Origin of the sequence: Streptomyces sp. NPDC048002 (assembly GCF_040653275.1) — a bacterium.
In the GTDB taxonomy this organism is placed as follows: Bacteria; Actinomycetota; Actinomycetes; order Streptomycetales; family Streptomycetaceae; genus Streptomyces.
This window is the reverse complement of the sequence record NZ_JBEZNL010000017.1, coordinates 1-23030: the sequence shown is the minus strand read 5'-3', so window position 1 is coordinate 23030 and position 23030 is coordinate 1. Positions and strand designations below refer to the sequence as shown.

The 23030-nt window shown below is 71.8% G+C and carries 24 protein-coding genes; 17 read left to right on the top strand and 7 right to left on the bottom strand.

Annotated elements, in window-relative coordinates; genetic code table 11:
* Window positions 1-32 precede the first annotated feature (32 nt).
* Window positions 33-749 carry a hypothetical protein gene (locus AB0E07_RS21405; RefSeq protein ID WP_362254253.1) on the top strand — a complete coding sequence of 239 codons (717 nt, stop codon included), beginning with the start codon at window positions 33-35 and terminating at the stop codon, window positions 747-749.
* Between the two features lie 57 nt (window positions 750-806).
* Here the strand turns inward: AB0E07_RS21405 and AB0E07_RS21400 are convergent, their stop codons facing one another.
* Window positions 807-2849, bottom strand: a complete 2043-nt coding sequence (locus tag AB0E07_RS21400; RefSeq protein ID WP_362254251.1) for a TIM-barrel domain-containing protein — start codon at window positions 2847-2849, stop codon at window positions 807-809.
* 67 nt (window positions 2850-2916) lie between these two features.
* Complete coding sequence (locus AB0E07_RS21395; protein ID WP_362254249.1) at window positions 2917-3924, bottom strand: LacI family DNA-binding transcriptional regulator; 1008 nt, start codon at window positions 3922-3924, stop codon at window positions 2917-2919.
* A 205-nt stretch (window positions 3925-4129) separates the two neighbouring features.
* Between AB0E07_RS21395 and AB0E07_RS21390 the strand changes: the two genes are divergently transcribed.
* The 8 genes from AB0E07_RS21390 (at window position 4130) to AB0E07_RS21355 (ending at window position 14391) form a co-directional block, all read left to right on the top strand.
* A complete protein-coding gene (locus tag AB0E07_RS21390) occupies window positions 4130-4939 on the top strand; it encodes an endo-1,4-beta-glucanase (RefSeq protein WP_362254246.1) in 810 nt (269 codons plus the stop codon).
* Window positions 4940-5062: 123 nt separating this feature from the next.
* Window positions 5063-6994 (top strand): acyl-CoA dehydrogenase family protein, encoded by a 1932-nt coding sequence (locus AB0E07_RS21385; protein WP_362254244.1) that lies wholly within the window; start codon window positions 5063-5065, stop codon window positions 6992-6994.
* Between the two features lie 86 nt (window positions 6995-7080).
* Window positions 7081-8337 carry a 1-deoxy-D-xylulose-5-phosphate reductoisomerase gene (gene dxr / locus AB0E07_RS21380; protein ID WP_362254241.1) on the top strand — a complete coding sequence of 419 codons (1257 nt, stop codon included), beginning with the start codon at window positions 7081-7083 and terminating at the stop codon, window positions 8335-8337.
* A gap of 8 nt (window positions 8338-8345) precedes the next feature.
* Window positions 8346-9638, top strand: coding sequence for a site-2 protease family protein (locus AB0E07_RS21375; protein WP_362254567.1), 1293 nt, complete (start codon window positions 8346-8348; stop codon window positions 9636-9638).
* Window positions 9639-9841: 203 nt separating this feature from the next.
* Entirely contained in the window at window positions 9842-10999 is a 1158-nt protein-coding gene (ispG, locus tag AB0E07_RS21370) for a flavodoxin-dependent (E)-4-hydroxy-3-methylbut-2-enyl-diphosphate synthase (RefSeq protein ID WP_362254239.1), read from the top strand.
* Between the two features lie 137 nt (window positions 11000-11136).
* On the top strand, window positions 11137-11985 hold the full coding sequence (locus AB0E07_RS21365; protein ID WP_362254237.1) for a GNAT family N-acetyltransferase: 849 nt from the start codon (window positions 11137-11139) through the stop codon (window positions 11983-11985).
* Window positions 11986-12020: 35 nt separating this feature from the next.
* A complete protein-coding gene (locus AB0E07_RS21360; protein ID WP_362254235.1) occupies window positions 12021-12551 on the top strand; it encodes a GNAT family N-acetyltransferase in 531 nt (176 codons plus the stop codon).
* 136 nt (window positions 12552-12687) lie between these two features.
* Window positions 12688-14391, top strand: coding sequence for a proline--tRNA ligase (locus tag AB0E07_RS21355; protein ID WP_362254231.1), 1704 nt, complete (start codon window positions 12688-12690; stop codon window positions 14389-14391).
* Between the two features lie 75 nt (window positions 14392-14466).
* On the opposite strand, the gene AB0E07_RS21350 is transcribed toward AB0E07_RS21355, so the two are convergent.
* Together AB0E07_RS21350 and AB0E07_RS21345 are read right to left on the bottom strand one after the other, a co-directional pair.
* Entirely contained in the window at window positions 14467-14694 is a 228-nt protein-coding gene (locus AB0E07_RS21350; protein WP_362254228.1) for a hypothetical protein, read from the bottom strand.
* A gap of 207 nt (window positions 14695-14901) precedes the next feature.
* The gene (locus AB0E07_RS21345; protein WP_362254225.1) at window positions 14902-15327 is read right to left on the bottom strand and encodes a helix-turn-helix domain-containing protein; all 426 of its coding nucleotides are present in this window, start codon (window positions 15325-15327) and stop codon (window positions 14902-14904) included.
* 355 nt (window positions 15328-15682) lie between these two features.
* Here AB0E07_RS21345 and AB0E07_RS21340 point away from each other — a divergent pair, with 355 nt between their 5' ends.
* The 4 genes from AB0E07_RS21340 to AB0E07_RS21325 are packed head-to-tail and all read left to right on the top strand — an operon-like array spanning window position 15683 to window position 18343.
* Window positions 15683-16273, top strand: a complete 591-nt coding sequence (locus AB0E07_RS21340; RefSeq protein WP_362254223.1) for a sigma-70 family RNA polymerase sigma factor — start codon at window positions 15683-15685, stop codon at window positions 16271-16273.
* Window positions 16270-17094, top strand: a complete 825-nt coding sequence (locus tag AB0E07_RS21335) for a BN159_2729 family protein (RefSeq protein WP_362254221.1) — start codon at window positions 16270-16272, stop codon at window positions 17092-17094. Before AB0E07_RS21340 ends, AB0E07_RS21335 begins: the two co-directional genes overlap by 4 nt.
* Window positions 17091-17741: a WhiB family transcriptional regulator gene (locus AB0E07_RS21330; protein ID WP_362254218.1), complete on the top strand. Its 651-nt coding sequence runs from the start codon at window positions 17091-17093 to the stop codon at window positions 17739-17741. The genes AB0E07_RS21335 and AB0E07_RS21330 overlap by 4 nt, the downstream gene beginning before the upstream one ends.
* Before the next feature lie 59 nt (window positions 17742-17800).
* The gene (locus AB0E07_RS21325) at window positions 17801-18343 is read left to right on the top strand and encodes a hypothetical protein (RefSeq protein ID WP_362254215.1); all 543 of its coding nucleotides are present in this window, start codon (window positions 17801-17803) and stop codon (window positions 18341-18343) included.
* A 132-nt stretch (window positions 18344-18475) separates the two neighbouring features.
* Here AB0E07_RS21325 and AB0E07_RS21320 read toward each other — a convergent pair whose 3' ends face one another.
* Genes AB0E07_RS21320 through AB0E07_RS21310 form a run of 3 tightly spaced genes read right to left on the bottom strand, consistent with a single transcriptional unit; the run spans window position 18476 to window position 20414 of the window.
* Complete coding sequence (locus AB0E07_RS21320; RefSeq protein WP_362254211.1) at window positions 18476-19375, bottom strand: aminoglycoside phosphotransferase family protein; 900 nt, start codon at window positions 19373-19375, stop codon at window positions 18476-18478.
* Between the two features lie 26 nt (window positions 19376-19401).
* Window positions 19402-19866, bottom strand: coding sequence for a ferritin-like domain-containing protein (locus AB0E07_RS21315; RefSeq protein ID WP_362254208.1), 465 nt, complete (start codon window positions 19864-19866; stop codon window positions 19402-19404).
* Entirely contained in the window at window positions 19863-20414 is a 552-nt protein-coding gene (locus AB0E07_RS21310) for a hypothetical protein (protein ID WP_362254205.1), read from the bottom strand. Before AB0E07_RS21310 ends, AB0E07_RS21315 begins: the two co-directional genes overlap by 4 nt.
* A gap of 195 nt (window positions 20415-20609) precedes the next feature.
* Between AB0E07_RS21310 and rimP the strand changes: the two genes are divergently transcribed.
* The 4 genes from rimP to AB0E07_RS21290 form a co-directional block, all read left to right on the top strand.
* Window positions 20610-21128 (top strand): ribosome maturation factor RimP, encoded by a 519-nt coding sequence (rimP, locus tag AB0E07_RS21305; protein ID WP_362254202.1) that lies wholly within the window; start codon window positions 20610-20612, stop codon window positions 21126-21128.
* A gap of 2 nt (window positions 21129-21130) precedes the next feature.
* A complete protein-coding gene (gene nusA, locus AB0E07_RS21300) occupies window positions 21131-22117 on the top strand; it encodes a transcription termination factor NusA (RefSeq protein WP_362254199.1) in 987 nt (328 codons plus the stop codon).
* Window positions 22118-22207: 90 nt separating this feature from the next.
* Window positions 22208-22486 carry a YlxR family protein gene (locus AB0E07_RS21295; protein WP_315887572.1) on the top strand — a complete coding sequence of 93 codons (279 nt, stop codon included), beginning with the start codon at window positions 22208-22210 and terminating at the stop codon, window positions 22484-22486.
* A gap of 145 nt (window positions 22487-22631) precedes the next feature.
* Window positions 22632-23030: translation initiation factor IF-2 N-terminal domain-containing protein (locus tag AB0E07_RS21290; RefSeq protein ID WP_362254195.1), on the top strand; the 399-nt coding region annotated here is incomplete at its 3' end.

Below are 23030 nucleotides of genomic sequence, written 5' to 3'. Positions count from 1 at the left end.
CCGCATTTCCCCCCACCCATGGAAGGGACACCATGGCAACAACCCGCACACTCGGCCGCGTCACCCGGGCCCTGCTGGCCCCGGCACTCGCCCTCGGCGCCACCGTCGGTCTCGCCTCCGCCCCCGCCCACGCCGCCGTCTGGAGCTCCTGCGACCAGTGGGGCAACACGACGCTGAACGGCTACACGCTCTACAACAACATCTGGGGCTCCGGCGCCGGCAGCCAGTGCGTCTGGGCCAACTCCGGCACCAACTGGGGCACCTGGGCGAACCACCCCAACACCGGCGGCATCAAGTCGTACCCGAACGCCAAGAAGGTGGTCAACAAGTCGATCACCTCGCTTGCCTCGCTGACCAGCAGCTACAACGTCACCGTCCCGTCCTCCGGCGCGTACAACACCTCGTACGACATCTGGGACACCGACTACGACTACGAGATCATGCTCTGGGTCAACCACAACGGCGCCGTCGGTCCGCTCGGCACCTCCCAGGGCTCGGTCACCCTCGGCGGCCACACCTGGAACGTCTACAAGGGCGACAACGGCGCCAACCAGGTCTTCTCGTTCCTGCGCACCTCGGACTCCAGCTCCGGCACGGTCAACATCCTGCCGATCCTGAAGTGGATCAAGGACACCAAGGGCTGGATGGGCAACGAGACCATCGGTGACGTCCAGTTCGGCTACGAGATCACCTCGTCCTCCGGCGGCCTGGACTTCCTCACCAACAACCTGACCGTCAGCAGCAGCTGACCCCGAGGAACGAGAACGTGCGGCCGGTCCCTCCCCTACGGGACCGGCCGCACAGCCCTATGCGGCGATCGGCAGCCGCGCCCCGTCCCGCAGGAACAGCGGGATGCGGTCCAGCGGGGCGTCCACCGTCACCGAAGCCCCGCCCGGGTACGTCCGCCCGGTCCACGCGTCGGTCCACTCCGCGCCCGCCGGCAGGTACGCCGTGCGGGCCGTGGCACCCGCCGTCAGCACCGGGGCCACCAGCAGGTCCCCGCCGAAGAGGTAGGAGTCGTCCACCGACCAGCACGCCGGGTCCCCGGGGAACTCCAGGAACAGCGGCCGCATCACCGGCAGCCCCTCCTCGTGCGCCTGGCGCATGACCTCCAGCACGTACGGCTTGAGCCGCTCACGCAGCCGCAGGTACCGCTCCAGGATCGGGCCGGCCTCCTCGCCGTAGGACCAGACCTCGTTGGGGCCGCCGGTCATGTCCGGGCCCAGAGGGGTGCCGGGGTCGCGGAAGCCGTGCAGCCGCATCAGCGGGGACAGCGCGCCGAACTGGAACCAGCGCACCATCACCTCCCGGTACGCCGGGTCGTCCGGGTCGCCTCCGTGGAAGCCGCCGATGTCGGTGTTCCACCAGGGGATGCCGGACAGCGCGGTGTTGAGCCCGGCCGCGATCTGGCGGCGCAGGGTGGGGAAGTCGGTGCCGATGTCGCCCGACCACAGGGCGGCGCCGTAGCGCTGACTGCCCGCCCAGGCCGAGCGGTTCAGCGTCAGCACCTCGCTCTCGCCCGAGGCGAGCAGCCCCTCGTGGAAGGTGCGCGAGTTCTCCGCCGGGTAGAGGTTGCCGACCTCCAGGCCCGGCCCGGCCCAGTAGCGCAGGTTCTCCTGGAAGCCGGGCTTCAGCTCCGGCTCGCAGGCGTCCAGCCAGAAGGCCGTGATGCCGTACGGGATCAGGTAGTTGTCCCGGATCCTCGACCACACGAACTCCCGCGCCTCCGGGTTCGTGGCGTCGTAGAAGGCGACCTGGACGGTGGAGGCGACCTCCTTGTCCGGCCAGTCGGCGTGCGCCATCGGCCCGTACTGGGTGCCGATGAAGTAGCCGCGCTGCTCCATCACCGGGTGGTTCTCGGACAGGGGCGAGACGGACGGCCAGACGCTGACCACCAACTTCACGCCCAGCTCGTCCAGTTCGCGGACCATCGCCGCCGGGTCCGGCCACTCGCTCGGGTCGAACCTCCACTCGCCGAGGTGCGTCCAGTGGAAGAAGTCGCAGACGATCGCGTCCAGCGGCAGCCCGCGGCGCCTGTACTCCCGCGCCACGGCGAGGAGTTCGTCCTGGGTGCGGTAGCGCAGCTTGCACTGCCAGAACCCGGCCGCCCACGCGGGCAGCATCGGCGTGCGGCCGCTGACCGCGCTGTAGCGGCGCTGGCCCTCGGCCGGGTCGCCCGCGGTGATCCAGTAGTCGATCTGCCGGGCCGAGTCCGCCACCCAGCGGGTGCCGTTGTGCGCCAGCTCGACCCGGCCGATCGCCGGGTTGTTCCACAGCAGGGTGTAGCCCCGGCTGGAGGTGAGGACCGGGACGGAGACCTCGGCGTTGCGCTGGATCAGGTCCAGGACCAGGCCCTTCTGGTCCAGCCGGCCGTGCTGGTGCTGGCCGAGGCCGAAGAGCTTCTCGTCGTCGTAGGCCGCGAAGCGCTGTTCGAGGCGGTGGTGGCCGTTGCCGACGGCCGTGTACAGACGGGGTCCCGGCCACCAGAAGTGGGCCCGCTCCTCGGCGAGCAGTTCCTCGCCGTCCGAGGTGCGCAGAAAGCGGATCAGGCCCTCGGCGTCGATGTCCACGGTGAGCGCGCCGACGATCAGCCGCGCTCCGCCGCCCTCGATCTTGACCGTGGAGGAGGCGGGAGGGGCCTGCTCCAGGAGCGCCCCCGGCAGACCCTCCAGCACCGGCCCGCCCAGCCGGGTCCGCACCCGCACCGCGTCCGGGCCCCACGGTTCGACGCGGACAGTCTCCTGCCGGCCGCTCCACACCAGCGCGCCGTCGCGCTCGCGGAAGGTGCCGACGGTGGGGGAGGACTGCGCCAGACTGACCTTCACTTGGGTTTCGGCAGGCTGATTCACGAGGCGTACTCCTGAACGATGACAGGGGGAAGCCGCCCCCGCGGGGGCCGCACGGGAGACGTACTGATCAGGAAGTGGCCGGGCCCGAGCTGGCCCGGACCGTCAACTCGGGTGCGATGAGCACGACTTCGTCCTCGCCCCGGCCCTCCAGCTTGGCGACGAGACGCGCCACCGCGTGCCGCCCCATCTCCTGGGCGGGGATGGAGACGGACGTCAGCCGCACCGAGGCCTGGGTGGCGACCTGGTCGGGGCAGACCGCGACCACCGACACGTCCTCCGGCACGGCACGGCCCTGCTGGCGCAGCAGGGCGAGCAGCGGCTCCACCGCCGACTCGTTCTGCACCACGAAACCGGTGGTGTCCGGGCGTTCGTCGAAGACCCGGGCCAGCGTCACGGCCATCGCGTCGTACCCGCCCTCGCACGGGCGGTGCAGCAGCCGCACCCCCAACTCCCGGCCCCGGGAACGCAGTCCGTCCAGGGTGCGCTCGGCGAAACCGGTGTGCCGTTCGTAGACCGCGGGGGCCTCGCCGATGACAGCGATGTCGCGGTGGCCGAGCCCGGCCAGATGCTCCACGCACAGCGCGCCGGTCGCCCGGAAGTCGAGATCGACGCAGGTCAGCCCGGAGGTGTCGGCCGGCAGCCCGATCAGCACCGAGGGCTGATCGGTGTCCCGCAGCAACGGCAGCCGCTCGTCGTCGAGTTCGACGTCCATCAGGATCATCCCGTCGGCGAGCCCGCTGCCGGTGACCCGGCGCACGGCGTCCGGTCCCTCCTCGCCGGTGAGGAGCAGCACGTCGTAGCCGTGGGTGCGCGCGGTGGTGGCCACCGCGATGGCGATCTCCATCATCACCGGCACGTACATGTCGGTGCGCAGCGGGATCATCAGCGCGATGATGTTCGACCTGCTGCTGGCCAGGGCGCGGGCGCCGGCGTTCGGGTGGTAGCCGAGTTCGCGGATGCTCTGCTCGACCCGCAGCCGGGTGGTCGCGGAGATGGACCGCTTGCCGCTGAGGACATAGCTCACCGTGCTCGCCGAGACTCCGGCGTGCTGGGCGACCTCGGCGAGGGTGACCATCCAGCTCTCCAAGCTTTGTGAAGCGCTTCGACAGTGCGCACGGTGAATAGGGGCGGGTGAGGGTGGTTCGACAGTAGCTCCACCGGGGGTGGGTGTCCATAGGTTGTCGAAGCGCTTCGACAACCAATTCCCGGGCCGCGGCAACCAAGGCGCCGCGGGCGGCCACTGAAGGCCGTACACGCACCGTCCCCCGGGAGGATCCCCGATGCAACACCGCAGGCCCCGCCTGTCGAAGAAGGCCAAGACCCTGACCGCCTCCGCCGTCGCCCTCGCCGCGGCCGCGGGGGTCACGGTGGCCCAGGCCGGCGAGACCGAGAAGAAGTGCGCCGCCTTCGACACCGTCGCACTCGGCAAGTACTACGTGAACAACAACCTCTGGAACCAGGAGAAGGCCACCGGAAGCCAGTGCGTCTGGGACAACTCCCTCTCCGGCTCCACGATCTCCTGGGGCACGCAGTACAGCTGGGCCAACAGCGGCTCCGGCCAGGACTACGACGTCAAGACCTACGCGAGCGCGGTGCTCGGCTGGCACTGGGGCTGGAAGACCGACCGGGCCGCCACCGGGCTGCCGCTGCGGGTCGGTGACCGCAAGCCGGTGCGGACCACCTGGGAGTTCACCGTCAGCCCCGGCCCCGGCACCATGAACGTCGCCTACGACCTGTGGCTGCACGCCAAGGACGACGCGGACTGGCAGGACCAGCCCACCGACGAGATCATGATCTGGCTCAACCGCCAGGGCGGCGCCGGACCCCTCGGCACCAAGTACGGCAGCGTCAGCCTCGGCGGCACCATGTGGGACCTCTACCAGGGCGACATCGGCTGGAAGGTCTTCTCCTTCGTCCGCCGCGCCAACACCACCGCGGCCACCCTGAACCTGGACGACTTCACCCAGGCCCTGGTCCGCCGCAAGCTGATCTCCAAGGACAAGTACCTCTCCGGCATCGAGTCCGGCACGGAGGTCTTCAAGGGCACCGGCCGACTGGACACCCGGCGGTATTCCGTCGACATCGGCTGAACGGCCGCACACGGGGTGGCCACCTCGCCCCGAATCGGGTACATACGATCGGGTAGCACCCGTCAGTAGCTCTCGGTCCCGCACGGGCCGTCAGAGATCCCTATGCGCGGCGAGGTGAGCCTCATGACCGCACCAACCACCAAACCCACCGTCACCGAGCGTGAGGCCCGCCAGGTGGCGGAGGCGGCCCGCGAACAGGACTGGCGCAAGCCCAGCTTCGCCAAGGAACTGTTCCTCGGCCGCTTCCGCCTCGACCTCGTCCACCCCCACCCCATGCCGACCGACGAGGCCGTACAGCGCGGCGAGGAGTTCCTCGCCAAGCTCCGCGACTTCATCGAGACGAAGGTCGACAGCGCCCTCATCGAACGCGAGGCCCGCATCCCCGACGAGGTCGTCAAGGGCCTCAAGGAACTCGGCGCCCTCGGCATGAAGATCGACACCAAGTACGGCGGCCTCGGCCTCACCCAGGTGTACTACAACAAGGCCCTCGCCCTGGCCGGCTCCGCCTCGCCCGCCATCGGCGTGCTGCTCTCCGCCCACCAGTCCATCGGCGTGCCCCAGCCGCTGAAGCTGTTCGGCACCCAGGAGCAGAGGGACCGGTTCCTGCCGCGCTGCGCCCGCACCGACATCTCCGCCTTCCTGCTCACCGAACCCGACGTCGGCTCCGACCCGGCGCGCCTGGCCGCCTCGGCCGTGCCCGACGGGGACGACTACGTCCTCGACGGGGTGAAACTCTGGACCACCAACGGAGTCGTCGCCGACCTGCTCGTCGTGATGGCCCGGGTGCCGCGCTCCGAGGGACACAAGGGCGGCATCACCGCCTTCGTCGTGGAGACCGACTCGCCCGGCATCACCGTGGAGCACCGCAACGCCTTCATGGGCCTGCGCGGCATCGAGAACGGCGTCACCCGCTTCCACCGGGTCCGGGTGCCCGCCGCCAACCGCATCGGCCCCGAGGGCGCCGGCCTGAAGATCGCGCTCACCACGCTGAACACCGGGCGGCTGTCCCTGCCCGCGTCCTGCGTCGCGGCCGGCAAGTGGTGCCTGAAGATCGCCCGCGAGTGGTCGGCGGCCCGCGAGCAGTGGGGCAAGCCGCTCGCCCACCACGAGGCCGTCGGCGCCAAGATCTCCTTCATCGCGGCCACCACCTTCGCCCTGGAGGCCGTCACCGACCTCGCCTCCCAGATGGCGGACGAGGACCGCAACGACATCCGGATCGAGGGCGCCCTCGCCAAGCTGTTCGCCTCCGAGATGGGCTGGCGGATGGCCGACGAACTCGTCCAGATCCGCGGCGGACGCGGCTTCGAGACGGCCGAGTCGCTCCGGGCCCGGGGCGAGCGCGCGGTCCCCGCCGAACAGATCCTGCGCGACCTGCGCATCAACCGGATCTTCGAGGGCTCCACGGAGATCATGCACCTGCTGATCGCCCGGGAGGCCGTCGACGCCCACCTCTCGGTCGCCGGGGACCTCATCGACCCCGAGAAGTCCCTCCAGGACAAGGCGAAGGCGGGCGCCGGCGCCGGAGTCTTCTACGCCAAATGGCTGCCGAAGCTGGTCACCGGTCCGGGCCGGCTGCCGTACGCCTTCGGCGAGTTCCGGCACGACGTCGACCTCTCCGGCCATCTGCGCTACGTCGAGCGGACCTCCCGCAAGCTCGCCCGCTCCACCTTCTACGCCATGTCCCGCTGGCAGGGCCGGATGGAGACCAAGCAGGGCTTCCTCGGCCGGATCGTCGACATCGGCGCGGAACTGTTCGCGATGAGCGCGGCCTGCGTGCGCGCCGAGCACCTGCGCGCCCGCGGCGAGCACGGCCGCGAGGCGTACCAGCTGGCCGACGCCTTCTGCCGGCAGTCCCGGCTGCGGGTGGAGGAACTCTTCGGCCGGCTGTGGACCAACACCGACGAGCTGGACGGCAAGGTGGTCGAGGGCGTCCTGTCCGGCACCTATGAATGGCTGGAGCAGGGCATCGTCGACCCCTCGGGCGACGGCCCCTGGATCGCCGACGCGACCCCCGGACCCAGCGAACGGGACAACGTCCACCGCCCGATCGGCTGACCGCCCGGCGACAGGATGTTCCCCTCCGCGGCGCGGGAGGGGGACACCCTGTCGGCCCGGCGACGGGTTGCGGCAACAATGGAGGAATGAGCGACTCTCCAGCCCCCCTCGCCGACCCGCACCTGGTGTACGACCCCGTCGCGGGTGACGGCCCGAAGGACGTGGTGATCCTCGGCTCCACCGGGTCGATCGGCACCCAGGCCATCGACCTCGTCCTGCGCAACCCCGGCCGCTTCCGGGTGACCGCGCTCTCCGCCCACGGCGGCCGCGTCGCTCTCCTCGCCGAACAGGCCCACCTGCTGAAGGTGCGCACGGTCGCGGTCGCCCGCGAGGAGGCCGTACCGGAGCTGCGCGAGGCCCTGCGGACGCGGTACGGCGCGGGCGAGCCGCTCCCCGAGATCCTCGCCGGGCCCGAGGCGGCCACGCAGGTCGCCGCCTCCGACTGCCACACCGTCCTCAACGGCATCACCGGCTCGATCGGACTGGCGCCGACGCTGGCCGCCCTGGAGGCGGGCCGCACCCTCGCGCTCGCCAACAAGGAGTCGCTCATCGTGGGCGGCCCGCTGGTCAAGGCGCTCGCCAAACCGGGCCAGATCATCCCCGTCGACTCCGAGCACGCGGCGCTGTTCCAGGCCCTCGCCTCCGGCACCCGGGCCGATGTGCGCAAGCTCGTGGTGACCGCCTCGGGCGGGCCGTTCCGTGGCCGCACCAAGGAGCAGCTGGCGCACGTCACCGTCGAGGACGCCCTCGCCCACCCGACCTGGGCGATGGGCCCGGTCATCACGATCAACTCCTCGACCCTGGTCAACAAGGGACTGGAGGTCATCGAGGCGCACCTGCTCTACGACATTCCCTTCGACCGCATTGAGGTCGTCGTGCATCCCCAGTCGTATGTTCACTCGATGGTCGAGTTCACCGACGGATCCACGATCGCCCAGGCGACGCCCCCCGACATGCGGGGGCCCATCGCCATCGGTCTGGGCTGGCCCGAACGCGTCCCCGACGCGGCGCCCGCCTTCGACTGGAGCACCGCCTCGACGTGGGAGTTCTTCCCGCTCGACAACGAGGCGTTCCCCTCGGTGGACCTCGCCCGGCACGTCGGCGAGCTCGCGGGCACGGCCCCGGCGGTGTTCAATGCCGCCAACGAGGAGTGCGTCGAGGCCTTCCGGTCCGGCGCCCTGCCGTTCAACGGGATCATGGAGACCGTGACCCGGGTGGTCGAGGAGCACGGCACCCCGGCCACGGGAACCTCGCTCACCGTCGCGGACGTCCTCGAAGCGGAGACCTGGGCGCGCACCCGGGCCCGGGAACTGGCGGCACAGACGGCGGAGGCCCGTGCATGACGACCTTGATGTTCATCCTCGGCATAGTGGTCTTCGCCGTCGGGCTGCTGTTCTCGATCGCGTGGCACGAGCTGGGGCACCTGTCCACCGCGAAGCTCTTCGGCATCCGCGTGCCCCAGTACATGGTCGGCTTCGGCCCGACCATGTGGTCGCGCAGGAAGGGCGAGACGGAGTACGGCATCAAGGCCATCCCGTTCGGCGGCTACATCCGCATGATCGGCATGTTCCCGCCGGGCCCCGACGGCCGGCTGGAGGCCCGCTCCACCTCGCCCTGGCGGGGCATGATCGAGGACGCCCGCGAGGCCGCGTTCGAGGAGCTCAAGCCGGGTGACGAGACCCGCCTCTTCTACACGCGCAAGCCGTGGAAGCGCGTCATCGTGATGTTCGCCGGCCCCTTCATGAACCTGATCCTCGCGGTGGTGCTGTTCCTCATCGTGCTGATGGGCTTCGGCATCTCCCAGCAGACCACCGCCGTCAGCTCCGTCTCGCAGTGCGTGATCTCCCAGAGCGAGAACCGCGACACCTGCGAGAAGGGCGACCCCGCCTCCCCGGCGGCCGCGGCCGGCCTGAAGGCGGGCGACAAGATCCTCGCCTTCGACGGGGTGCGCACCGACGACTGGAACGAACTCTCCGACCTGATCCGCGCCAACCCCGGCAAGGAGGTCCCGATCGTCGTCGACCGCGACGGCGAGGAGGTCACCCTCACCGCGAAGATCGCCACCAACCAGGTCGCCAAGAAGGACGCCGGCGGCCAGGTCGTCCAGGGCGAGTACGTCACCGCCGGCTTCCTCGGCTTCAGCGCCGCCACCGGCATCGTCAAGCAGGACCTCGGCTCCTCGGTGACCTGGATGGGCGACCGGGTCGGCGACGCCGTCGACTCCCTCGCGGCCCTGCCCGCCAAGATCCCCGCCCTGTGGGACGCGGCCTTCGGCGACGGACCGCGCGAGGCGGACTCGCCCATGGGCGTGGTCGGCGCCGCCCGGGTCGGCGGTGAGATCTTCACCCTCGACATCCCGGCCTCCCAGCAGCTCGCCATGGCCGTGATGCTGGTCGCCGGCTTCAACCTCTCGCTGTTCCTGTTCAACATGCTCCCGCTGCTCCCGCTCGACGGCGGCCACATCGCGGGCGCCCTGTGGGAGTCCCTGCGCCGCAACCTCGCCCGGGTGCTGCGCCGCCCGGACCCCGGCCCCTTCGACGTGGCCAAGCTGATGCCGGTGGCCTACGTGGTGGCCGGGATCTTCGTCTGCTTCACGCTGCTGGTGCTGATCGCGGACGTGGTTAACCCGGTGAGAATCTCCTAGTCATACGGAGTTCGCGACGGCCGGGAACCCTGGGGTTCCCGGCCGTCCACCATTGAGTGGGTTTGCCGGTGCGGGCGTCCCCCCGCCGGGTGGGCTTCGAGGTGGGGGAGTGCTGGGACCGACGCCGGTGCCGTAATCTCGAAGCCTGGGGCCCGCCGCTGACGGGACCGGAGCTTGATCCACGACTTGGGGTTGCACAGCAGATGACTGCGATTTCTCTCGGCATGCCGTCCGTTCCGACCAGGGTTGCCGAGCGCCGCAAGAGCCGGCAGATCCAGGTCGGGTCCGTGGCGGTCGGCGGGGACGCGCCGGTCTCGGTCCAGTCGATGACCACGACCCGCACCTCCGACATCGGGGCGACGCTCCAGCAGATCGCCGAGCTGACCGCCTCCGGCTGCCAGATCGTGCGCGTGGCCTGCCCCACCCAGGACGACGCCGACGCGCTGTCCACCATCGCCCGCAAGTCGCAGATCCCGGTGATCGCCGACATCCACTTCCAGCCGAAGTACGTCTTCGCGGCCATCGAGGCCGGCTGCGCCGCGGTCCGCGTGAACCCCGGCAACATCAAGCAGTTCGACGACAAGGTCAAGGAGATCGCGCGGGCGGCCAAGGAGCACGGCACCCCGATCCGCATCGGCGTGAACGCCGGCTCCCTGGACCGGCGCCTGCTCCAGAAGTACGGCAAGGCCACCCCCGAGGCGCTCGTCGAGTCGGCCCTGTGGGAGGCGTCCCTCTTCGAGGAGCACGACTTCCGGGACATCAAGATCTCGGTCAAGCACAACGACCCGGTCGTCATGATCGAGGCGTACAAGCAGCTCGCCGCCCAGTGCGACTACCCCCTCCACCTCGGTGTCACGGAGGCCGGCCCGGCCTTCCAGGGGACCATCAAGTCGGCGGTCGCCTTCGGCGCCCTGCTCTCCCAGGGCATCGGCGACACCATCCGCGTCTCGCTCTCGGCGCCGCCCGCCGAGGAGGTCAAGGTCGGCATCCAGATCCTGGAGTCCCTCAACCTCAAGCAGCGCGGCCTCGAAATCGTCTCCTGCCCCTCCTGCGGCCGCGCCCAGGTGGACGTCTACAAGCTGGCCGAAGAGGTCACCGCGGGCCTGACCGGCATGGAGGTCCCGCTCCGCGTCGCCGTCATGGGCTGCGTCGTGAACGGCCCCGGCGAGGCCCGCGAGGCCGACCTCGGCGTCGCCTCCGGCAACGGCAAGGGCCAGATCTTCGTCAAGGGCGAGGTCATCAAGACGGTCCCGGAGTCCAAGATCGTCGAAACCCTCATCGAGGAGGCCATGAAGCTGGCCGAGCAGATGGAGGCGGACGGCGTGACCTCGGGCGAGCCGTCGGTGTCGGTCGCCGGCTGACCCGCTCGCGGCCGACGGGCCGCCCGGCCGGCGCCGCCGGGCGCCGGGCCCCGGGGCGGCCCCGCAGCGGGGGCGGCACTCCACATCCGCGCCAGGTACAGTGCGGAGATCAGCAGTCTTAGTGTGAGGCCCCGCCGTTGTTGACCCAGACCACATCCCGGGTCCTCGAACCGAGCGACCTGGACGCAGCGCTCGCCGTTCTGGACCGCGAGCCGGTCGTGAACGCCTTCGTGACCTCCCGCGTCCAGGTGGCCGGCCTCGACCCGTGGCGCCTCGGCGGCGAGATGTGGGGCTGGTACGAGGGCGGCATGCTGGCGTCCCTGTGCTACGCCGGGGCCAACCTGGTCCCCATCTGCGCCGGGCCGCGCGCCGTCCGCGCCTTCGCCGACCGCGCCCGCCGGGCGGGCCGCCGCTGCTCCTCGATCGTCGGCCCGGCCGAGCCCACCGCACAGCTCTGGCGCCTGCTGGAACCCAGCTGGGGCCCCGCCCGGGACGTCCGGTCCCACCAGCCGCTGATGGTCACCGACCGGATGCCGGGGACCATCGCGCCCGACCCGGGCGTCCGCCGGATCCGCAAGGACGAGATGGACACGATCATGCCGGCGTGCGTGGCGATGTTCACCGAGGAGGTGGGCGTCTCCCCGATGGCCGGGGACGGCGGACTCCTCTACCAGGCGAGGGTCGCCGAACTCGTCGGTTCGGGCCGCTCGTTCGCCCGGCTCGACGACCACGGCCGGGTGGTCTTCAAGGCGGAGATCGGTGCCGCGACCGAACGCGCCTGCCAGATCCAGGGCGTCTGGGTGGCCCCCGAGTACCGCGGCCAGGGCCTGGCGGCCCCCGCCATGGCGGCCGTCCTGCGGTACGCGCTGGCCGACGTGGCCCCGGTGGTGAGCCTCTACGTCAACGACTTCAACACCGCGGCCCGCAGGACCTACACCCGGGTGGGGTTCGAAGAGGTGGGCGCTTTCATGAGCGTGCTGTTCTGAAAACGCCGCCGACGGGGCCCCTGTACCCTCCCCGCATGGACCTCGTCATCGGCCCCCTGGACCTGTCAGCCCACGTGGACGAGGCCCTCGCCGTCCAGGCGGTCGCCTTCGGGCTGGGCCCGGACGAGGTCGCCGTACGCCGTCAGATCGTGCTGCGCCACATGACCTACCCCGGCGCGCGAGCCCTGGGCGCCACCGCGCGGGGACGGCTCGTCGGGTTCGTCTACGGGATGCCCAACGACCGCACCCACTGGTGGTCCACGGTCGTGGAGCCGTACCTGCGGGCCCGGGACAACGACCACTGGCTCGACGACTCCTTCGTCATCACCGAGCTGCACGTCCACCCGGACCACCAGAACCGCGGCGCCGGCCGCTCCCTGATCACCGCGATCACCGACGGAGCCGCCGAGCCCCGCTCGATCCTCTCCGCGATCGACACCGAGAGCCCGGCCCGCGGCCTGTACCGCTCCCTGGGTTACGAGGACCTCGCCCGCCAGGTCCTCTTCCCCAGCGCCCCCAAGCCGTACGCCGTGATGGGCGCCCCCCTGCCGCTGCTCCGCCGCTAGGGCCTGTTCCGGGTTTCCCGTCGTCCGCCCGAAGGGCAGACGGGAAACCCGGAACAGGCCCTAACCGATTTCCGCCGCCCCGCACCGCCCGGCTAACCTCCTGCCATCACCTTCACGCAGCAGGAGTACGACACCCATGGCGAACGCACCGGTCCAGCGCATGTCCCAGTTGATGGCGAAGACGCTGCGCGATGACCCGGCGGACGCCGAGGTCCTCAGCCACAAGCTCCTCGTCCGGGCCGGATACGTCCGCCGCACCGCGGCCGGCATCTGGTCCTGGCTGCCCCTCGGCAAGCGGGTCCTGGCCAACGTCGAGCGCATCGTGCGCGAGGAGATGGACGCCATCGGCGCCCAGGAGGTGCTGCTGCCCGCGCTGCTGCCGCGCGAGCCGTACGACGCCACCGGCCGCTGGGACGAGTACGGCCAGGAGCTGTTCCGGCTCAAGGACCGCAAGGGCGGCGACTACCTGCTCGGCCCGACCCACGAGGAGATCTTCACCCTGCTGGTGAAGGACCAGGCGTCCTCCTACAAGGACCTGCCGGTCATCCTCTACCAGATCCAGCACAAGTACCGCGACGAGGCCCGTCCGCGGGCCGGCATCCTGCGCGGCCGCGAGTTCCTGATGAAGGACTCCTACTCCTTCGACACCGAGGACGAGGGCCTCGCCCACTCCTACGCCCTGCACCGCCAGGCGTACCAGCGGGTCTTCGAGCGCCTCGGCCTCGACTACCGCATCTGCGCCGCCACCGCGGGCGCCATGGGCGGCTCGAAGTCCGAGGAGTTCCTCGCCCCGGCCGAGGCCGGCGAGGACACCTTCGCGGACTGCCCGAGCTGCGACTTCGCGGCGAACACCGAGGCGATCACCTACGAGCTGAAGCCGGTGGACGCCGAGGGCGTGGCCGCGCTGGAGGAGATCCCCACCCCCGACACCCCGACCATCGAGACCCTCGCCGCCCACCTCGGCGTCCCGGCCTCGGCCACGCTGAAGAACCTGCTGGTGAAGGTCGACGGGGAGATCGTCGCCGTCGGGGTCCCCGGGGACCGCGAGGTCGACCTGGGCAAGGTCGAGGCGCACTTCGCCCCGGCGGCCGTGGAGATGGTGACCGAGGACGACTTCGCGAGCCGCCCGGACCTGGTGCGCGGTTACGTCGGTCCGCAGGGCCTGGGCGAGAAGGTCACCTACCTCGCCGACCCGCGGGTGGCCCCGGGCACCGCCTGGATCACGGGCGCCAACAAGGCGGGCACGCACGCGAAGAACGTGGTCGCGGGCCGTGACTTCACGGTCGACGAGTACGTCGACGTCGTGGTCGTCCAGGAGGGCGACCCGTGCCCGAAGTGCGGCACCGGCCTGAAGCTGGACCGCGCCATCGAGATCGGCCACATCTTCCAGCTCGGCCGCAAGTACGCCGACGCCCTCAAGCTCGACGTCCTCGGCCAGAACGGCAAGCCGGTCCGCGTGACGATGGGCTCGTACGGCATCGGCGTCTCCCGCGCGGTCGCCGCGCTGGCCGAGCAGACCGCCGACGACAAGGGCCTGTGCTGGCCCGCCGAGGTCGCCCCGGCCGATGTGCACGTGGTGGCCGCCGGCAAGGCGCTGCAGACCGAACTCGCCCTGGACGTCTCCGCGCAGCTGGCGGCGAAGGGCCTGCGGGTCCTGTGCGACGACCGGGCCGGGGTCTCCCCGGGCGTGAAGTTCACGGACTCCGAGCTGATCGGTGTGCCGCACATCCTGGTGGCAGGGCGCCGTGCGGCCGAGGGTGTCGTCGAACTCAAGGACCGCCGTACCGGTGAGCGCGAGGAGCTGACGGTCGAGGAGGCCGTCGCCCGCCTGAGCGCCTGACCCTTTCGGGTGCGCGCCGGGTCCCCGCCGCCGGGGGCCCGGCGCCTTCGCGTCCTCCGCCCCGGCGGCGCCCGGTCAGCCGGCCTCCGCCCCGTGGACACAGGGGAGGAGTTCGTGCGGCAGGTCCACGCGCATCCCGCAGAAGCAGCGCAGCGGACCGCCGCGGGAGGCGGGTGCCCCCAGGTCGATCATGAGGATGTCGGCCACTTCTCTGAGGGCCTCGCCCGCCGACGCTCCCCGGGCGACACGGATGCTGACTTCGTCAGGGTCCCAGAGCGCGATGCTCGTGAGGCCTTCGGTCACGGCGATGTGGACGCACACAGCTGTCTCCCCAGGGATGCTCTACGGCATGAGCGGTCCGCTCCGGGAGGTCAGCGGCAGCCCGATGGTACCGATGACTGTGGGGTTCGGGAGCACTTTCGTCATATTCCGTAGTCACACGAGTCCCCTGCGTCACATGCGACGGCGGACGGTGCTGCGGACCCCCAGGGCGGTCGGACGGCGCTGATCTCAGACGATGCGACTGACCTGAAGCATTGCCTCGGCATCCTTCAGCAATGCGCGCTGGCGTGACTCCGGCAACTGCCGGTACAGCTTCAGCAGCCGCGCCTCGCGTTCGTCCCCGCTGGGTCCGGGTATGGGACGGCCGACGGCCTCGAAGAACTCCCTCGGCGTCGTCCGCACGCCCCAGCGCCGGAACACCTCGACCATCGCCCGCAGCTTCTCGGGGTCGATGCGCGAGGTGCCGCGGGTGCGGTTCATCCAGGCGTTGAGGGTCGGGTAGGAGATGCCGGCCTCGGCGGCCAGATCCTTCTGGGTCCTGTCCGTCGCCTCGGCGAGGAGACGTTCGAGGAGAGCGGCCAGATCCTCGCCTCGGTGCGGTGGGGCGTCCTGGCCGGGCTCTGCGTCCCCTGGGCGGCTCTGCTCGTTCGTCACGCCTCAGAGGATCGGCCATGCATATCTACAAGTGCAAGTAGATCGCAGATTGCTTCCGGGCGGTTTGGCGTGCAGGGGGTGTTCCGGTGAAGGGAATGCCCCCACGCGCCCCCATCCTCCTCGCAATCTCCCCAACTTTCACTCTGTGCACGCATCTTGACACGATATACATCTACGTGAAGACTGTAGATATCCCCGGACGTGAACCGCGGCCCCGCCGACGTGCAGGCCGTGGCCTCGCTTCACCTCAGGAATCTACATCTACATGAATATTGAAGATATGGCGTGAAGTCGCCCTTCCACGCCCACGCACCACACCTCCCCGCAACCCGAACACCGAACAGGAGAACCGATCGTGTCCCAACCGGACAACGTCACCGCCGCCCCTCCCGGTCCGGAACCGGAGCTGGTCGCCCGGGCCCGCACGGGCGACCGGGAGGCGTTCGCCGCGCTGTACTACGAGCACTACCGCGCCGTGTACACCTTCCTGCTGGTACGCACCCGCAACAGACATCTCGCGGAGGACCTGACCCAGGAGGCGTTCATCCGCGCCCTGCGCCGCATCGAGGACTTCACCTGGCAGGGCACCGCCTTCACGGCCTGGCTGAAGACCATCGCCAAGAACCTCTGGCTCGACGAACTCGGCCGCGGCCGGGTCCGGCTGGAGACCCCGGTCGCCCAGTTCGACGACATCCGGGAGGCGGCCCGCGCCACCGAACCGCTCGCCCCGCGCGAACTGGAGGCGATCGAGGCGCACGAGACGGTCCGCGCCGCCCTGCACGCCCTCAACGCCCGCGAACGGCACTGCGTCGAACTGCGCTACCTCAACGAACTGACCCCGCAGGAGACGGCCCTGGCGATGGGCCGCAGCGTCGGCGCGGTCAAGACCCTGACCTACCGGGCGCTGCAGAAACTGCGCCGGCCGAGCGGGGCGGTGTCGGCGTGAACAGCAACCTTCCCCGGGCCGTCGGCGTGATCAGCGCGGTCCTCGACGCCGTACGGCCGGAACAGGCGGCCGCCGTGGCCTCCGCGCTCGACTCGGCCCATCTGCTGGTCGACCCCCAGCGCTCGTTAGCCGCGGTACTGCGCCGCACACCGGACGGCGGCTGGTCCCGGGGGCCGCGGGCCCTCACCGACCTGGAGCGCAGGGCACTGGCCTGGGACGCCTCCTGCACCCGGGCACGCGCCGTCGCGGACGCCATCGAGAGCCATCTGGCCGGCCACGCGGGCCCCTCCGACGTCCGTGTCGACGGCGACCGGGTGCGGGTCGTGCTCCGGGTGGACGGCCCCGCGCCCTGGGCCCACTGGCGGGTCTACTTCGGGATCACCGCGGTCGGGGAGAGCGCCCGCCCCCACCTGGTGATCGGCGAGGGGGAGCGCGACGGCGTACGGGTCACGGTGGTGGCCCACGGGGCAGCCGCGCCGGCCAAGGACGACGGCGAGGGCGGGGAGCGCCTCTACCGGCTCGGCCGGGTGATGTACGACCTGACCCTCCCGCAGCGCGACGCGCACGGCGAGGTCTGGTACTTCCAGGGCTGGCGGCGGCACGACGGCATGCCGCTGATGTCCCTGGACAGCCGCCCCGAGCGCTGCTCCCTCGCCAACGTGGTCGCCCATCTGGGGCCGTTGGCGCCGGTCCGGAGCGCGCGGCGGGACGAGGGGGCCGGTGACCCGGCCGCCGCCGCGAGCGTCGTGCCGATGCCGCCCGCGCCGTCGGGCCCGGCTCCCGCGTCCCCGCTCCGCACCCCGGCCGGACCGGTCGGATGAGCCTCGACGCACCGGGCCGCGCCGGCCTCCCGAGCGACGGCGGATCGCGGGCGTGGGAGCGCAGCGCGGCCTGCGGACAGCGCGACGCGGACCTCTGGTTCTCCCGGAGGTCCTCGTCCGCGGCCGTGGCGATCTGCGCGGCCTGTCCCGTGCTCGACGCGTGCCGGGCCGCCGTGCTGCAACGGGAGCGGGGCCTGCCGCGGTGCCGCCGCCAGGGTGTCGTCGCCGGTCTGACCGGGCCGCAGCGCCACGCCCTGGACCGCATGGCCGACCGCCGGCAGGCACCGGACCGGCAGGCACCGGACCGGCAGCAGCGGCCGGAGGAGCAGCCGGGGGAGCGACTGCGGACGCCGGACCTCCCTGAGGCGTCGGACCGTCAACCGGCGAGCGGCCGGAAGCCGCCCCCGCCCGGAGGTCCCGCCCGCACCGGAGTCGTCCCCGCGCAGCCCGCCCCCTGCGGAACCCGGGCGGCCTACCAGCGCCACCTGCGCCGGGGCGAACCCGTCGACGACGCCTGCCGGGCCGCCAACGCCCGGGACGCCGGCCGCTACCGCCGTACCGGATCCACCCGTGAACGGGCCGACTCCGCCCGCTCCCGGGACGGCCCCGCACGGCACCGCGCCGCCCCGGCCGGCGCCCCGAACTGACCGCCGTCGGCCCCGTCGGCCCCGTCCGCCCCGTCCGTCCACCGTCACCGGAGAACCTCATGCCCCCGCCCCCCTCCGACGCCCGGTCCGCCGGGCCGCCGGGTCTCCTGGGCCGAACGGCGACGTTCCTGCTGCGTGCCCTGCGGCGTCCGGGCCGCCCGCGCGGCCGCCTCGTCCGGGACCTGGACGACGTCCGCCGGGAACGCGACCGCTGGCAGGGACACGCCGACTCCTTCGAACGGGAGCTGACCGGCGTCCGGCACGAACGCGCCCACCTGCTGGCCTGGCTCGCGGCGCTGCACCCGGCGAGCGCCGTGCTCACCCCCGGGCCGGAGAGCGGCCCCGACGGCGGACACCGGCTGTGCATCGAGGCGGGAGGACGGCAGTTGTCCTGGCGGCTGCACCCGGCCGACCTCGCGCTGTTCCCCCACATCCCCTACGGCCTGCCCGCCGCACCCGCAGCGTCCGACGGTCACCCGGGCCCCGACCAGGCCGCCCATCTCCGCAGGCACACCCGGCTGCTGGCGATGGAGGGGCTGCTGTACACGGCCCCGGCCGACCGATGGGCACCGACCCGGCCCCCGCGCCGGGAGGACCTCTGACGCCCGTGCGCACCGGGCGGAACCCCGCGAGACTCCGGTCGGCAGGCTCGGGAGGCAAGCCGACCGGATCCACCACGCCCCCCTGCGAGCTCCCAGCAGGGGGGCGTGGTCACCGGAGCACCCGCACCGCCCCTACAGCCAGGCGGCGAACTCCAGCAGCAGCTCGGCGTCCTGCGGCCGTCCCACGCGCAGCGCCCGCACCCCCGACTCCACGGCCCGGAAGAGGGTCCAGCCCCGCAGCCGTTCCTGGTCGACCTCCAGCGACTCCGCGAGCCGCTTCACCCGGCGCCGCGTCGTGGCCGCACCCGACGGGGAGGCGATCAGGTCCTCCACCCGGTCGCGCACCAGCCGGGCCAGGTCGAAGGCGCACTCGCCGACCACCGGGTCCGGTCCCACCGCCAGCCACGGCGCCCGCTCCCCGGCGAGCACCTTGCTCTGCCGGAACGTGCCGTGCAGCAGCCGGTGTTCGGGCGGCGCGGCCAGCAGCTCCGTCCGGGCGGCGAGCGCCGCGTCGACCAGTGCCGTCACCGCCGGGTCCGCCGACGCGGCCGCCCGCATCGCCTCGGCCTGCCGTCCGGTCCGCTCGGCCACCGTCTCGAACACATGGTCAGCGGGCGGCTCCACCCACAGCCGGCGCAGGGTCCCGGCCGCCTCCAGCAGAGCCTTGGCCTCCGGCAGCGACCGCACCGACACATCGGGATGCAGCCGCTCCAGCAGCAGCACCCCCTCACCGGCGAACGGCTCCTGAAGCTGTACGGCGCCCAGTCCGTCCCAGCGCGCCAGCGCGGCCCGTTCGCTCTCGGGACGGGCCCGCGCGGGGGCCAGCTTCAGCACGGCGGGCGTACCGTCGGCCTGCCGGACCAGGACGACGAGGCTGCTGCGCCCGCCCGGCACCTGGACCCGCTCCACGGCCAACTCGCGTACTGCCACGGCCTGCTGAGCCGCCTCGGGCAGCTTCTCCAGCCAGCCTTCGGCGTCCGGTGCCGTCTCACCGAGCGCCCTGACCAGACGCCGCGGCGGTTCGAAAGCCATACGCGAGAGTTTCCTTCCAGTACACGTCACGCCGTGGGCGTCGCCGATGCCGAGCCGGTGGCCGCCCGCTCGGCGAGCCCAGGGAAGGCTACGCTCTCGCCGCGCCAGCGCACCGCCCGCACCGCCGCCTCGCGCAGCGCCCCGGCGGCCGTGCGCCGCCGCTCGCCCGTCGTGGCGCGCACCACGTCCGAGTAGACGCCGGCCACCCGGTCCTCCACCTCGGCGGCCAGCCGGGCCGCCGCGTCCGAGTCCGGCACCGCGAACGGCAGCGCGTACCCGGCCTCCGCCGCCACCGGTTCCCCGCCCAGGTCCAGCACCTCGCGCACCAGGGCGTCCCGGCGCGCCCGATGGGCGTCGTACCCGCCGCGCGCCTCGTCGCGCCGGCCCTCGCGGATCGCGCCGCCGACGACGCCGTACCCGTACACCGCCGCGTGCTCGGCGGCCAGCGCCGCCTGGAGGGCCGTCAGTTCCGCGGCCTTCGCCTTGCTCACGAGTCGCCCTCCGTCAGCAGATAGACATGAGCGGCCCCGGCGGCCGCCACCGAGGCGAGCAGCCGGGCCAGTTCGCCGGGCACCCGCAGCAGTGCCTCGGTCCTGCGGTCGGCGAGAGTCCGTTCGGCCGCCGCGAGTTGTGCCAGCGCGCCCTTCTCGTCGGCCGGCACCCCGGCCGTCGCCGTCGCGGCGGAAGGAGAGGCCGAGGCGGATGCCGTGGGAGTGGCCGTGGGAGTGGGCGCGGCGGTCCTGGCCGCGGTGCCGCCGAAGGCCTCCGCGTGCCGGACCGTCTCCGCGCGCAGCGGGGCGAGCCGCTCCGCCAGCGGGGGATGCGCCGCGGCCACCGCGTCGTAACGTTCCGCCAGTTCCGCGCTGTCCCGGGCCGCACGCGCGCGGGCCCGGTCGGCGGCCGACGGGCTGCCGCCCGTGCCGCCGTCGGCGTCCGGACCGGGGGAGCAGCCCGTCAACAGGGCGGCGCCGGCGGCCGAGACGAGCAGGCTCCTTCTGCGCGGCCCCGAGGGCTTGCGCGACAGCGGGGGAAACGGCACGGCAGTCGTCCTCGGTGCTCGTACGGAGGGGGAGGGCGGCACGCCCGTGATCACGGTACCCGTGGACCTGCCGAAGACCACTCACCGGCACCCGTCGGCTACCCGATGGACGGCAACACACCCTGGGACCGGATACCCTTTGACCAGACACGCGACCCATCCCACAACAGCACACGCGGCCGAGGAGTCACCCGGATGAGCACCACCCAGAGCGAGAGGCTCCGAGAACTTCTGGAACCGCTCGTCAGCTCCCAGGGCCTGGATCTCGAAGAGATCGCCGTGGACTCCGTCGGACGCAAGCGGGTGCTGCGCGTCGTCGTCGACTCCGAGACCGGTGCCGACCTGGACCGGATCGCCGATGTGAGCCGCGCGCTCTCGGCGAAGCTCGACGAGACCAATGTGATGGGCGAGGGCGCGTACGACCTCGAAGTGGGTACCCCCGGCGCGGAGCGCGAGCTCAAGGAGCACCGGCACTACGTGCGTGCCGTCGACCGCCTGGTGAGGTTCCAGCTCGCCGAGGGCGGGGACCTGGTCGCCAGGATCCTGACCGTCGACGACGAGGGCGTCGAACTCGAAGTCCCGGGTGTGAAGGGCCGTAAGGCGACCACCCGCAGGCTCGGCTTCGGTGACATCGACAAGGCCCGCGTCCAGGTCGAGTTCAATCGCAAGGACAAGCAGGACGAGAAGGACATGAAGGAAGAGGAGGAGGCGTAGCCGTGGACATCGACATGAGCGCCCTGCGGGGCTTGGTGCGGGAGAAGGAGATCTCCTTCGATCTGCTGGTCGAGGCGATCGAGTCGGCCCTCCTCATCGCCTACCACCGCACCGAGGGAAGCCGCCGTCACGCGCGCGTGGAGCTCAACCGGGAGACCGGGCATGTGACCGTGTGGGCGAAGGAGGACCCCGAGGACCTCGAGGAGGGGCAGGAGCCCCGCGCGTTCGACGACACCCCGTCCGGCTTCGGCCGTATCGCCGCCACCACCGCCAAGCAGGTCATCCTGCAGCGGCTGCGCGACGCCGAGGACGACGCGACGCTCGGCGAGTACGCCGGGCGCGAGGGCGACATCGTCACCGGAGTGGTCCAGCAGGGCCGCGACCCGAAGAACGTGCTCGTGGACATCGGCAAGCTGGAGGCCATCCTGCCGGTGCAGGAGCAGGTGCCCGGCGAGACCTACCCGCACGGCATGCGGCTGCGTTCGTACGTGGTGCGCGTCGCCAAGGGGGTGCGCGGTCCGTCCGTCACCCTCTCGCGCACCCACCCGAACCTGGTGAAGAAGCTCTTCGCGCTGGAGGTGCCGGAGATCGCCGACGGTTCCGTCGAGATCGCCGCCATCGCCCGTGAGGCCGGTCACCGTACGAAGATCGCCGTCCGGTCCACCCGTTCGGGTCTGAACGCCAAGGGCGCCTGCATCGGCCCCATGGGCGGACGGGTGCGCAACGTGATGGGCGAGCTGAACGGCGAGAAGATCGACATCGTCGACTGGTCGGACGACCCGGCCGAGATGGTGGCGAACGCGCTGTCGCCGGCCCGCGTCTCCAAGGTGGAGGTCGTGGACATGGCGGCCCGGTCCGCCCGGGTCACGGTCCCCGACTACCAGCTGTCGCTGGCGATCGGCAAGGAAGGGCAGAACGCCCGCCTCGCCGCCCGTCTGACCGGCTGGCGGATCGACATCCGGCCCGACACCGAGCCCTCCGGGGAATAGATCCACCGCCCCGGTGGCTTAGATCACGACAACAATCGTTCGATTCTTGCCCCAAAGGGGTGAGGTCGGTGCGGGGAGGTAGACTTAAGAGTGTCTGGCCGGACGCAAGCCCCAGCATGCCCCGAGCGCACCTGCGTGGGGTGCCGGGAGCGAGCGGCCAAGAAGGACTTGCTGCGCATCGTGGCGATCGAGGACGAGTGCGTCCCCGATCATCGCGGTACGCTGCCCGGCCGGGGTGCTTATGTGCACCCCGCCCTGGTCTGTCTCGACCTGGCGGTACGCCGTCGGGCGTTCCCGCGGGCGTTGCGCGCCCCGGGGCCGCTCGACACCAAGGCGTTGCGCCTCTACGTCGAGCAGGCAACACCGTAAGAAGCGTCGCGCGGGACCCCGTGCGGCCCTGGTATTCCGCGAGTTGGAAGTAGGTCGAGATTGCGATGAGCACTCGATGAGCACGCGATGAGTACGCCCATGAAGTAGCGACGGTCCGGACGCACCCGGACCTAAAAGGAGCGAAGTGGCTAAGGTCCGGGTATACGAACTCGCCAAGGAGTTCGGGGTTGAGAGCAAGGTCGTCATGGCCAAGCTCCAAGAACTCGGTGAATTCGTCCGTTCGGCGTCTTCGACCATCGAAGCGCCCGTCGTCCGTAAGCTGACGGACGCCCTCCAGCAGGGAAGCGGTGGCGGCAAGCCCGCCTCCGCCCGCAAGGCTGCCCCGGCGAAGCCGGCAGCACCCTCTCCGGCGCAGGCTGCCCGTCCGGCCGCCCCGCGCCCGCCGGCCCCCAAGCCGGCCGCCGCCGAGAAGCCCGCGGCTCCCGCCGCGCCGGCCGCTCCCGGCCCCCGTCCCACCCCGGGCCCGAAGCCCGCGCCGCGGCCCGCCCCGGCGTCCCCGGCTCCGACCACGCCCGAGTTCACG